The 11,888-nt window shown below is 60.0% G+C and carries 9 protein-coding genes; 6 read left to right on the top strand and 3 right to left on the bottom strand.

Annotation, left to right across the window (positions count from 1 at the left end):
• Positions 1-24: 24 nt before the first annotated feature.
• From AB3G35_RS15210 to AB3G35_RS15200, 3 genes are all read right to left on the bottom strand, one after another.
• The gene (locus AB3G35_RS15210) at positions 25-996 is read right to left on the bottom strand and encodes a sugar kinase (protein ID WP_369781719.1); all 972 of its coding nucleotides are present in this window, start codon (positions 994-996) and stop codon (positions 25-27) included.
• Positions 989-1,771 (bottom strand): sugar phosphate isomerase/epimerase, encoded by a 783-nt coding sequence (locus AB3G35_RS15205; protein WP_016781020.1) that lies wholly within the window; start codon positions 1,769-1,771, stop codon positions 989-991. The genes AB3G35_RS15210 and AB3G35_RS15205 overlap by 8 nt, the downstream gene beginning before the upstream one ends.
• A gap of 83 nt (positions 1,772-1,854) precedes the next feature.
• Complete coding sequence (locus tag AB3G35_RS15200; protein ID WP_106116012.1) at positions 1,855-2,883, bottom strand: LacI family DNA-binding transcriptional regulator; 1,029 nt, start codon at positions 2,881-2,883, stop codon at positions 1,855-1,857.
• 680 nt (positions 2,884-3,563) lie between these two features.
• Between AB3G35_RS15200 and AB3G35_RS15195 the strand changes: the two genes are divergently transcribed.
• The 6 genes from AB3G35_RS15195 (at position 3,564) to AB3G35_RS15170 (ending at position 11,880) form a co-directional block, all read left to right on the top strand.
• Complete coding sequence (locus AB3G35_RS15195) at positions 3,564-5,006, top strand: serralysin family metalloprotease (RefSeq protein WP_106115853.1); 1,443 nt, start codon at positions 3,564-3,566, stop codon at positions 5,004-5,006.
• Between the two features lie 135 nt (positions 5,007-5,141).
• A complete protein-coding gene (locus AB3G35_RS15190) occupies positions 5,142-5,453 on the top strand; it encodes a protease inhibitor Inh/omp19 family protein (RefSeq protein WP_016781017.1) in 312 nt (103 codons plus the stop codon).
• Positions 5,454-5,573: 120 nt separating this feature from the next.
• Positions 5,574-7,316: a type I secretion system permease/ATPase gene (locus tag AB3G35_RS15185; protein WP_369781718.1), complete on the top strand. Its 1,743-nt coding sequence runs from the start codon at positions 5,574-5,576 to the stop codon at positions 7,314-7,316.
• Positions 7,313-8,644, top strand: coding sequence for an HlyD family type I secretion periplasmic adaptor subunit (locus AB3G35_RS15180; RefSeq protein ID WP_169910144.1), 1,332 nt, complete (start codon positions 7,313-7,315; stop codon positions 8,642-8,644). The genes AB3G35_RS15185 and AB3G35_RS15180 overlap by 4 nt, the downstream gene beginning before the upstream one ends.
• 13 nt (positions 8,645-8,657) lie before the next feature.
• A complete protein-coding gene (locus AB3G35_RS15175; RefSeq protein WP_369781717.1) occupies positions 8,658-10,043 on the top strand; it encodes a TolC family outer membrane protein in 1,386 nt (461 codons plus the stop codon).
• Entirely contained in the window at positions 10,030-11,880 is a 1,851-nt protein-coding gene (locus AB3G35_RS15170) for a polyurethanase (RefSeq protein ID WP_369781716.1), read from the top strand. Before AB3G35_RS15175 ends, AB3G35_RS15170 begins: the two co-directional genes overlap by 14 nt.
• Positions 11,881-11,888 lie beyond the last annotated feature (8 nt).

Here is an 11,888-nt window from a genome sequence, read left to right as displayed (position 1 = left end):
TGTTTTTTCGCAGCAGGTGACAGGTCAAGCAGATTGCGTTGTTTCATCAGGTGCGCGCAGCGCGTTGTAGTGGTCGAGTTCGGCGCGGGTGGGCAGGCCTTCCATATCGCCGCGGCTCTGCACGGCGCGGCTGCCGATCCAGTTGCCGCGTTGTACCGCCTGGGCAAAACCGAGGTTTTCCAGCAGGGCACTGACCACCCCGACGGCAAAGCCGTCGCCGGCCCCCACGGTATCGATGACATTGGCCACCGGCACCGCCGGGACAAATTGTTCAATCTGGGCGGTGCGGTAAAATGCGCCTTCGGCCCCCAGTTTGATAATGACGGCCTCAGCCCCCTGGTCGAGGTAGAAGGCGGCGATATCGGACGGGTCGTCAAAGCCTGTCAGTAGACGGCCTTCACTCAGGCCCGGCAGTACCCAGTCAGCGTGGGCAGCGAGGGCATTGATGTCGCGAATCATCTGTTGTTCGCTGGCCCACAGTGAAGGGCGCAGATTGGGGTCGAATGACACGCTGTTGCCGGCGGCACGCATTGACTTCATCAGTTCAAACGACAACTCGTTGCAACTGGCCGACAGCGCCGGCGGGATACCGGTGGCGTGCAAGTGGCGGGCGCCGAGCAACTGCGGGTTGAGCGCAGAACGGTTCAGGTGGCTGGCCGCCGAACCGCGTCGAAAGTACTCGACTTGCGGGTCGCTGCCGTCGTCGACGCGAGACTTGAGCTGGAAACCTGTCGGATGTTGCGGGTCGACGGCTACGTGCTGGCAGTTCAGGCCTTCGGCTTGCAGAGTGTTGAGCACAAAACGCCCCAGGGAATCCGCGCCCACGCGGCTCAACCAGGCCACATTGAAGCCCAGCCGCGCCAGGCCAATGGCCACATTGCTGTCGGCCCCTGCAATGCGCTTGTGAAAACGTTCGACCAGGGCCAGGTCACCGGTTTCTTCGGCCACCAGCATGGCCATGGTTTCGCCGAACGACAGCACATCGACCTTAGACATGGCTCAGCTCCTGTTGCTTGTGGCTCAAGCGCGCCAGTACGGCGACGTGTTCCAGGGTCAAGCCGTCGAGGTCCGAACCTTGCAGCGGATACTCGATGGCCCGGGTCAGGCCGTGGGGCATATGGGTCATCAGGTGCTGCCAGTGCTGCAGATCGGTGTCGGTCGGCGGGGTGGCGACCAGCTTGCCGTCCGGGCGACGGCTCACGCCTTTGCAGTGCAGGTAGGTGACATAGCGGCCCAGCAGGCGGGCTGCGGTGCTGGCCGACTGATCCTGCCAGTGCCAGTTGCCGATATCGAAGGTCATGCTGATCGGCGCTTGCTGCTGCTCGACCTGATCGAAGAAGCGCTGCATGGGCTCGATGCGCCCGCCATAGGAGGTCTGGTCGTTTTCCACCAGCAGCCGCACCGGCTGCTGGTTGAGCAGGGCCGCGAGGTTTTGCAAGTCGCAGTGTTCGGTGAAATAGCCCAGCGACACTTTCAGCCATTGGGCGCCGAACGCGTGGGCGCGCTGCAGGGTGGCCTGCAATTGGGTGTTGGGCCGTGACTGCCCGGCTTCCCACAGCTCCAGTGGCGATGAGAATACGCATTCAAGGCCTTGTTCCTGTACGGCCTGGCTGAAGGCGAGCGGATCTTCTGTGGTCAGCAGTTCTTCGCGCAGTTCGATGCGTGACACACCGGCGTTGGCCAACACTTCAATAAAGCTGGCCTGGCCGCGCTGGCGAACCAGATCGGCACCGTAGCTCGACAAACTGATGGAAACGGGAAATGTAGTCATTGTCATTATTCTCTGAAACCGGTTTCATTTTGTTGTGTGTCAAACGGCTGGCAACCGGGTCAAGGTTGCCAGCCGCTAAAGTGTCAGGCAGTCAGGGGCTGTCGGGTGGAGCCGCGAACAATCAGTCGCGGGGCAAAATCCAGCGCCAGAGGCTCTGATTTGTCGCCGCCCAGGCGTTTAAGCAGGCAGTCAAAGGCACTGGCACCGATTTGTTGCGTGGGCTGGGCCAGGGCGGTGATGCCGTTGCCCACCAGCGGGAACCATTCGAGGTCATCCAGGGCAATCAGGCCCACGTCTTCGAACAAACGGCAATTCAAGTCGCGCAGTACCTGGGTACAGGCCAGCGTGGCCAGGCCGTTGGCACAAAATATAGCCTTGGCGTCGCTGCCGGGGCTTTGCAGGAAATGGTGCAGTGCGTCTCGCAGGCCCGCACCGGTGTTGACCACGGCGCCGCGCAGGGTGGGGTGGCTGGCAAGCTGGCGGGTAAAACTGTTGATGCGCTCGATCCGCGAGCTGGTGCCATCGACCGGTTCGCTGACCATCAGCACATCGCGATAACCTTGCTGCTCTAGATGCTCCAGGGCCATGCGTACCGCGTCGGCATTGTCCAGGCCCACCAGATCGGTGTGCAGTTGTTCGACTTTGCGGTCGATCAGCACGATGGGCATTTCCTGATGCAGCTCTTGCAGTGCGTCCGGGTGATGGCCAAGAGTGTTAAGGATCAAACCTTCGATATTGTAGGAACGCAGAGCTGCCAGATGTTGACGCTCTTGCTCATCATTGCGGTCGGTGTTGCACACCACCAAGTTATAGCCGTGCAGGCGGCAGGCGGTTTCGACACCGTGCATGACAGCGATGGAGTAGGGGTTGCGGATATCGGCCACCAGCATGCCGATCAGCCGCGTACGTCCGCGTTTAAGGCCACGGGCCATTTGATTGGGGCGATAGCCCAGGTCATTGATGGCGCGCTCGATCCGTTCGGCGATGGCTTCGGAGAGCAAGGCACGGTCTTCGCCGATAAAGCGCGACACGCTGGCCTTGGAAACGCCGGCGCGCAGGGCAACATCGAGCATGGTCACGCGGGTGCGCTGAGCTGCGGAAAAACTGTTCACGGCCTGAAACCTTTTATTGGTGTTATCGCAGGCGATTTCGCGAGTGGACGCTGAAACCGGTTTCATGGAAACCCAAATGCCCGGGTGGCGTCAAGTGACAATGGTTTAAGGAAGGGTAGCCCCGTAGCAGCTGACGAGTGGAACGAGGCTGCGTCCGAGTGCGCAGCGCTCGTAAAACCGGCAATTACGGTGTGCCTGAGAGATCGAGCCGCCTGGTTTACGACTGCTGCGCAGCCGGACGCAGCCTCGTTCCACTCGTCAGCTGCTACAACGGTCAGGCAACTTTCAAGTCACGACGAAAACTTATTAATAAGCGACATCGCGCATATAGCAATAGAGAGCTGGAAGTGATACGAAAGTTATATGACGGGTGTTATATAAATACAGTATCGGCCCAAGTTCAAGACGGATGAGAAGCCCCTCGATTTAACTTTTTGTGTTTAGACCGTGCAGTCAGTTATTGGCCGCTTGCGCATTAAAAAATACTTTTGCTTGAGCATTCAATGTTTCCGGTAACTTGCGGCGTTTGCGCAAATTAGCCCTGAGAAAGTGCTGGACTAAATATTTCAGATTGTGTCAGTTTCACTCCGCCATAAAACGGCGAGTGATAGGACGATCTCGCCAAGGGGTCGTCGTGGTCTGTCAAAAAACTTTCTACTGCTAAACAAGGAAATGTTTACATGTCGAAACTTAAAGAGAAAGCAGCATTGTCCGTTGGCCAGGTGCAAGCGGCAAACACCGGCAGTTCTGCCTTCACTCAGATTGATAACTTCAGCCATTTCTATGATCGCGGTGATCATCTGGTCAATGGCAAACCTTCGCTCACCACCGACCAGGCCGCGGATCAGCTCACGCGTTCCGGGGCCAGTTGGCATGACCTCAACGGCGATGGTGTGATCAACCTCACCTATACCTTCCTCACGGCGCCGCCGGTGGGTTACGCCACCCGTGGCCTGGGCACGTTCAGCCAGTTTTCTTCGCTGCAAAAGGAACAGGCCAAGCTGTCGCTGGAGTCCTGGGCCGATGTCGCCAAGGTGACGTTCACCGAAGGCCCGGCAGCCCGTGGCGGGGATGGCCACATGACCTTTGCCAATTTCAGTGCCAGCAACGGCGGCGCGGCGTTTGCCTACCTGCCCAGCAGTGCGCGCAAAGGCGAATCGTGGTACTTGATCAACAAAGACTACGCGGTCAACAAAACCCCGGGCGAGGGCAACTACGGTCGCCAGACCCTGACCCACGAAATCGGCCACACCCTTGGGCTGTCGCACCCGGGAGACTACAACGCCGGCAATGGCAACCCTACTTACCGCGATGCGGTGTATGGCGAAGACACCCGTGCCTACAGCGTCATGAGCTACTGGAGCGAAAGCAACACCGGTCAGCACTTCACCAACAGCGGCGAAGGTGCCTACGCATCGGCGCCATTGCTGGATGATATCGCCGCGGTGCAAAAGCTCTATGGCGCCAATCTCGAAACCCGCGCGGGCGATACCGTCTACGGTTTCAACTCCACCGCTGATCGCGATTACTACAGCGCAACGTCTGCCAGTTCCAAGCTGATTTTCTCGGTGTGGGATGGCGGCGGCAATGACACGCTGGACTTCTCCGGTTTCACCCAAAACCAGAAGATCAACCTTACGGCCGGTTCGTTCTCCGATGTGGGCGGCATGACCGGTAACGTGTCGATTGCTCAGGGCGTGACCGTGGAAAACGCCATTGGTGGTTCAGGCAATGACCTGCTGATCGGCAACGACGCCGATAACGTGCTCAAGGGCGGTGCCGGCAACGACATCCTCTATGGCGGTGGCGGGGCTGACACCCTGTGGGGCGGCACCGGGTCGGATGTCTTTGTATTTGGCGCAGTGTCTGACTCCGCGCCGGGTGCAGCCGATATCATCATGGACTTCCAGTCCGGCATCGACAAAATCGATGTCTCGGCCATCACCAAGCTGGCGGGGCTGAACTTTGTCGATGCCTTCACCGGCCGCGCTGGCGAAGCGATTGTCAGCTATGACACGGCTAGCAACCTGGGCCACTTTGCGGTCGACTTCAGCGGTCATGCTGTAGCCGACTTCCTGGTCAACACCGTGGGTCAAGTGGCAACTTACGACATCGTCGTGTAAGCCTGCCGGTACACGGGCAGTGCGCAAGCGCTGCCCTCTGCCGGACAGTGTCAATGGATGAGCCCTATGGCATGCAGATATTTCAAGGTAATGGGCTGTATCGCCGCATTACTGACATTTACCACGGAGAGCACCATGGCCAGTTCCTTGCTGCTGCTGAGCCCCGCGCAACTGGCGGGCAGTTGGACGTTTTACCCGCAGGATGATGCAACGCACCGCTGTACGGTACAGCTGGTGGCCGAACACAAAACCTTCAACAGTGAAGTCAAGTGTCTGAAAACATGGTTGGGCGAAGTGCCAAAAAGTTGGTCGCCAACCCCCGACGGTATTTATCTGATGGGACCGGACGGCACGGCGCTGGTGCATATGAACCGTATCGAGCCGGGGCACTATGAAGCGCAGGTCAAAACCGAAACGGTCTTGGTCATGGTGCGTAACCCTGAATAAAGAGTGTGGCCGTTCAGCAGGAGTTCTCAATACCTGAGCGATACCTGAACAGTACGGTTCAAGTGTGCCTGGCTGTTTTGTTCAGGCCTGCCTGCCGTTTTTGTCGATCAAGGAAGATTCATGAGGCGATTGAAAAACAGCCCCGTTGCGCCGCTGATACATGCACTGGCCGACTATAAAAGCATATTGATCAGCGTTGGCTGTTTTACGGCCCTGATCAATATATTGATGCTGGTGCCATCGATTTACATGCTGCAGGTATATGACCGGGTGTTGTCGTCGCAAAACACCACAACACTGGCCATGCTGTCATTGATGGTAGTGGGGTTCTTTATCTTTATCGGTACGCTGGAAACCGTGCGCAGTTTTATTGTAATTCGCGTCGGCAGTCAGCTGGAGCGCCGCTTCAACCAGCAGGTGTACCGCGCCGCATTCGAGCGCAACCTGTTCAGCGGCCAGGCCCATGCTGGCCAGGCATTGGCCGATCTGACCTTGATCCGCCAGTTTGTCACCGGCCCTGCGTTATTCGCCTTTTTTGATGCGCCGTGGTTTCCGGTGTATCTGTGGGTGATTTTTTTGTTCAGCCCCTGGCTCGGGCTTATGGCAACGGCGGGTGCGCTGCTGCTGATTGCTTTGGCGTGGATCAATGAAGTGATGACGCGTAAAGCCCTGGGCCGCGCCAGCCTGTATTCCATGCAGTCCAGCCAGTTGGCTACCAGCCATTTGCACAATGCCGAGACCATTCAGGCAATGGGCATGCTGGGGGTGTTGCGCCAACGCTGGTTTGCTCTGCACTCGCGCTTTCTGGCCGAGCAAAACAAGGCCAGCGACACCGGTGCGGTGATCGGTTCGCTGAGCAAGACCCTGCGCTTGTGCCTGCAATCGCTGGTATTGGGCTTGGGGGCCTTGCTGGTGATCCAGGGCGACATGAGCGCGGGCATGATGATTGCCGGTTCGATTTTGATGGGCCGCGTGTTGAGCCCCATTGATCAGTTGATTGCGGTCTGGAAGCAATGGAGTTCGGCGAAGCTGGCTTATCAGCGCCTGGACAGCCTGCTGCGCGAGCATCCGGCCAGTGAGGACAGCCTGCCGCTACCCGCCCCCAAGGGTCAGTTGAGCTTTGAACAGGTCAGTGCGGCCCCCCCGGGCAAGCGCCAGCCCACCTTGCAGCACGTCAGTTTTAGCCTCAATGCCGGCGAAGTGCTCGGCGTGCTGGGGGCCTCGGGCTCTGGCAAGTCGACTCTGGCACGGGTGCTGGTGGGGGTATGGCCGACGCTGGCGGGCACGGTGCGTCTGGATGGTGCCGACATTCACCAGTGGAACCGTGAGCAGTTGGGGCCGCATATAGGCTATTTACCCCAGGATATGGAGCTGTTCAGCGGCAGCATTGCCGAGAATATCGCCCGCTTTCGCGACGCAGACCCCCGGCAGGTGGTTGCTGCGGCGCAGCAGGCTGGGGTTCACGAGATGATTTTGCGTTTGGCGCAAGGTTACGACACGGTTCTGGGGGACGAGGGCAGTGGCCTGTCGGGCGGGCAAAAGCAACGGGTCGCGCTGGCCCGGGCCTTGTACGGCAACCCGCGGCTGGTGGTGCTGGATGAGCCCAATTCCAACCTCGATGCCGTCGGCGACGCAGCGCTCACCCGGGCCATTGGCCATCTCAAGGGGCAGGGCTGCACCGTGGTGCTGGTCACGCATCGTTCAGCGTCGCTGGCCCAGGCCGACAAGCTGCTGGTTCTCAATGAAGGTCGCTGCCAGGTGTTCGGCCCCAGTGCCGAGGTGCTCAAGGCACTGTCCGCAGCCCAGTCGCAACAGGCCGCGCCGCAGGCGGCCAGTATCCACCGTCAGAGTGCTGACGCATGAGCAAGGACGCTGCATTGATAAACAAGCACACTCAATCGCCATTGCCTGAGCGCAGTGCGGGCTTTTATGTGCGCGCAGGCTGGGTGCTGACCCTGGTCGGTGCGGGCAGTTTTTTCCTGTGGGCCAGCCTGGCTCCGCTGGACGAGGGCATTGCGGTGCAAGGCACGGTGGTGGTGTCCGGCAAGCGCAAGGCGGTGCAATCGCTGGGCGGCGGGGTGATGCGCCAGATTCTGGTGCGCGAGGGCCAGAGGGTGCAGCAGGGCGAGCCGTTGTTTCGCCTGGACCAGACCCAGGTCGAAGCCGACGTGCAATCGTTGCGTGCGCAGTACCGCATGGCCTGGGCCAGCCAGGCCCGCTGGCAAAGCGAGCGTGACAACCTGGCACGGGTGAGTTTCCCTGCGCAATTAAGCCAGGCCGCTGACCCGCGCCTGGCCCTGGTCCTGGAGGGCCAACAGCAGTTGTTCAGTAGCCGGCGCGAAGCCTTTGCCCGCGAACAGGCTGCACTCAAGGCCAGTATCGAAGGCGCTACCCGGCAATTGAGCGGGATGCGTCAAGCTCGCAGCGATCAAATGGCCCAGGCCGATTCCCTGCGTGAGCAATTGAACAATCTTCGGCCCCTGGCTGAAAAAGGCTATATCCCGCGCAATCGTTTGATGGAGTACGAGCGGCAGTTGTCCCGGGTTCAGCAGGATCTGGCGCAGAACACCGGTGAAAGCGGACGTATCGAGCAAGGCATTGTGGAATCGCGGCTCAAACTGGCACAGCACAGCGATGAATATCAAAAGGACGTGCGCAGCCAGCTGGCCGATGCCCAGCTCAAGACCCTGACCCTTGAGCAGCAACTGGCCTCGGCGGGGTTTGACCTGCTGCACAGCGAGATCAATGCGCCAGCCGATGGGATCGCCGTCAACCTCAGCGTGCACACCGAGGGCGCTGTGGTGCGAGCGGGTGAAACCCTGCTGGAGATCGTGCCCCAGGGCACGCGCCTTGAGGTGGAAGGGCGCTTGCCGGTGAATCTGGTGGACCGGGTGGGCAGCCAGTTGCCGGTGGACATCCTGTTTACGGCCTTCAACCAAAGCAGCACGCCGCGGGTGTCGGGCCAGGTGAACCTGGTGTCGGCCGACCAGTTGCTCGATGAGAAAACCGGGATGCCGTACTACGTGCTGCGCAGCTCAGTGAGTGATCAGGCACTGGAGAAGCTCAACGGGCTGGTGATCAAGCCCGGCATGCCGGCCGAGATGTTTGTGCGCACCGGCGAGCGTTCGCTGCTCAACTACCTGTTCAAACCCCTGCTGGACCGCGCAGGTTCTGCGTTGACTGAGCGCTAGGATGCTGCCCTTTATGAGAACTACTGCACTGTTGGGCCTGGGTTTTGCCCTGTGGGCAGGCAATGCCCAGGCGTTGGGCCCGTTTCAGGTGTACGAACAGGCGTTGCGCAATGATCCCGAGTTCCTGGCCGCCCTCCAGGAGCGCGATGCCGGCCAGGAGAGCCGCACCATCGGTCGTGCGGGGCTGTTGCCAAAGCTGTCGTACAACTACAACAAAGGCCGCAACAACTCCAGGGCCACTTATTTGAATGAGCGCGGCAACAGCCACGAAGACCGCAACTACAACAGCTACGGCTCGACCTTTACGGTGCAGCAGCCATTGATTGATTACGAGGCGTACGCCAATTACCGCAAAGGCGTGGCGCAGGCGCTGTTTGCCGATGAGACCTTTCGCAGCAAAAGCCAGGAACTGCTGGTGCGGGTGCTGACCCATTACACCCAGGCTCTGTTTGCGCAGGATCAGATCGACAATGCCCGGGCCAAGAAAAACGCCTACGAGCAGCAGTTTCAACAAAATGAGCAGCTGTTTCGCCAGGGCGAGGGCACGCGCACAGACATTCTTGAGGCCGAGTCCCGTTACGAGCTGGCCACCGCCGAACAACTCCAGGCTCAGGATGAACAGGACGCAGCCCTGCGCGAGCTGGGCGCGTTGATTGGCGTGGCTACGGTGAATATCGACGAGTTGACGCCATTGCCCGTCAGCTTCAGCGCTTTGCCGCTGCAACCCGCGAGCTTTTCGAGCTGGCACACAATGGCGCTGGAGAGTAATCCGCTGCTGGCCTCGCAACGTGAGGCGCTGGAAGTGGCGCGGTACGAAGTTGAACGCAACCGGGCAGGGCATCTGCCCAAACTCAATGCCTATGCCAGCGTGCGCAAGATGGAGTCCGAGAGCGGCAACACCTACAACCAGCGCTATGACACCAACACCATCGGTATCGAGATCAGCCTGCCACTGTATGCGGGGGGCGGGGTGGCCGCGTCGGTACGCCAGGCCAGCAGCAATCTGGCGCGGGTGGAGTACGAGCTGGAGGGCAAGACCCGCGAAACCCTGATTGAGCTGCGCCGCCAGTTCAATGCGTGCCAGTCGGGGGTGAGCAAATTGCGGGCTTATCAAAAAGCCCTGGTCTCGGCCGAAGCGCTGGTGGTGTCGACGCGCCAGAGCATCCTCGGCGGTGAGCGGGTCAACCTGGATGCGCTAAACGCCGAGCAGCAGCTTTACAGCACCCGGCGCGACCTGGCCCAGGCCCGTTACGACTATCTGCTGGCCTGGACCAAATTGCACTTCTACGCCGGCACCTTGGGCGAGCAGGATCTGGCCCGGGTCGACGAAGTCTTTGTGCCGCGCGAGCCCGCCACAGTTTTATCAACGAAGAAGGTAAGCAGTCATGGCGATTTTTGACTACATGGATGTGGGATCAAAGGCTTCAACGGCGTTGGTCGCCGATGCTCTGGCTATCACCCTTTACAGCTATCACAACCTCGATAATGGCTTTGCCGTGGGCTACCAGAAGAACGGCATGGGCCTTGGGCTGCCCGCCACCCTGGTCAAGGCCGTGCTCGGTGGCACTGATTCCCAGGGCGTGGTGCCGGGCATTCCGTGGAACCCGGACTCGGAAAAACTCGCCCGCGAAGCCGTCGAAAAAGCCGGCTGGACCCCCATCAGTGCTGATCAGTTGGGGTACGCAGGCAAGGTCGATCAGCGCGGCACCTTTTTCGGTGAGCAAGCGGGCTATGGCAGTGCTCAAGTGGAAATCCTCGGCAAGTACGGCGCCGATGGCCAACTGACCTCGATCGGCATCGGGTTTCGCGGCACCAGTGGCCCGCGTGAGTCGCTGATCAGCGATTCCATTGGCGATGCCATCAGCGATTTGCTTGCCGCGATCGGCCCTGCCGATTATGCGAAAAACTACAGCGCCAATGCCTTTGACCTGCTGCTGGGCAAAGTGGCTGCCTTTGCCAGCGCGCAAGGGTTGAGCGGCAAGGACGTGCTGGTCAGTGGCCACAGCCTGGGCGGCCTGGCCGTCAACAGCCTGGCAGATTTGAGTGGCGAGCACTGGGCAGGGTTTTACCGCGATGCCAATTACATTGCCTTTGCTTCGCCCACCCAGAGCGAAACCACGGAAAACGTGCTTAATATCGGCTTTGAGAACGACCCGGTGTTTCGCGCCCTGGACGGTTCGGACTTTAATCTGTCGTCGCTGGGTGTGCATGACGCGCATCAACCGTCCGCTACCAACAACATTGTCAGTTTCAACGATCACTACGCCTCCACCGCGTGGAATCTGATGCCTTTTTCGATTGCCAATGTCTCGACCTGGATCAGCCACTTGCCCAATGGCTATGACAGCGCGATGACGCGCATCCTCGATTCGGCATTCTATGACCTGACGACCAGGGACTCGACCCTCGTGCTCGCCAACCTGTCCAACCCGGCGCGGGAAAACACCTGGGTCCAGGACCTCAATCGCAACGCCGAGCCGCACAAGGGCAGCACCTTTATCATCGGCAGTGACGGCAATGACTTGATTCAAGGGGGGCGCGGCAATGACTTTCTCGAAGGTCGCGACGGCAATGACACCTTCCGTGACAGTGGCGGCTACAACATCATTTTGGGTGGCAAGGGCGTCAACACCCTCGACCTGCAGCAATCGCTGAACCGCACACAGGTGGTCAATGACGGCCAGGGCACCTTGTATGTGCGCGATAGCCACGGCGGCATCACCCTAGCCCGCGATATCAGTGTGCTGTTAAGTGACGAACCCGCGTGGTTGGGCTTGAGCCATCGCCCGGTCAGCCATCGGGTGGCTGACGATGGCTTGTGGGCGGGTAATACCCGCAGTGAGTACACTCACTCGGTCAAGGCCGGTGCCGAGGACAGCACGGTCACGGCGCCAGGCCCCGCAGGCTGGTTGCTGGGCCAGGGCGGCAACGATCATTTGATCGGCCTGCACGGTAATAGCGTGTTTGTCGGCGGTGCAGGCAACGACCTGCTGGAATCGGCAGGCGCCAGCAACACCTTCGTGTTCAGCGGGCATTTTGGCAACGATACGCTGCTGGGCTACCAACCCACTGACACGCTGGTGTTCCTGGGCGTGGAGGGCGGGCATCACAGCGATTACCGTGCCCATGCCAGCGCCGTGGGGCATGACACCGTGCTCAGCTTTGGCAACGATTCGGTGACCCTGGTGGGCGTTGCCCTGGCCACACTGGCGGGCACCGACATCGTCATCGCCTGACAGCCAGC

The organism is Pseudomonas sp. WC2401 (assembly GCF_041200115.1).
GTDB classification, from domain to species: domain Bacteria; phylum Pseudomonadota; class Gammaproteobacteria; order Pseudomonadales; family Pseudomonadaceae; genus Aquipseudomonas; species Aquipseudomonas fragi.
Note: the sequence above shows the minus strand (reverse complement) of the source record. Positions and strands in the feature narration are given on the sequence as shown.

Coding starts and splice junctions, on each gene's coding strand:
- AB3G35_RS15185 (WP_369781718.1), top strand. CDS start 5,574: ATGAGGCGATTGAAAAACAGCCCCGTTGCGCCGCTGATACATGCACTG.
- AB3G35_RS15190 (WP_016781017.1), top strand. CDS start 5,142: ATGGCCAGTTCCTTGCTGCTGCTGAGCCCCGCGCAACTGGCGGGCAGT.
- AB3G35_RS15195 (WP_106115853.1), top strand. CDS start 3,564: ATGTCGAAACTTAAAGAGAAAGCAGCATTGTCCGTTGGCCAGGTGCAA.
- AB3G35_RS15175 (WP_369781717.1), top strand. CDS start 8,658: ATGAGAACTACTGCACTGTTGGGCCTGGGTTTTGCCCTGTGGGCAGGC.
- AB3G35_RS15180 (WP_169910144.1), top strand. CDS start 7,313: ATGAGCAAGGACGCTGCATTGATAAACAAGCACACTCAATCGCCATTG.
- AB3G35_RS15170 (WP_369781716.1), top strand. CDS start 10,030: ATGGCGATTTTTGACTACATGGATGTGGGATCAAAGGCTTCAACGGCG.
- AB3G35_RS15210 (WP_369781719.1), bottom strand. CDS start 996: ATGTCTAAGGTCGATGTGCTGTCGTTCGGCGAAACCATGGCCATGCTG.
- AB3G35_RS15205 (WP_016781020.1), bottom strand. CDS start 1,771: ATGACTACATTTCCCGTTTCCATCAGTTTGTCGAGCTACGGTGCCGAT.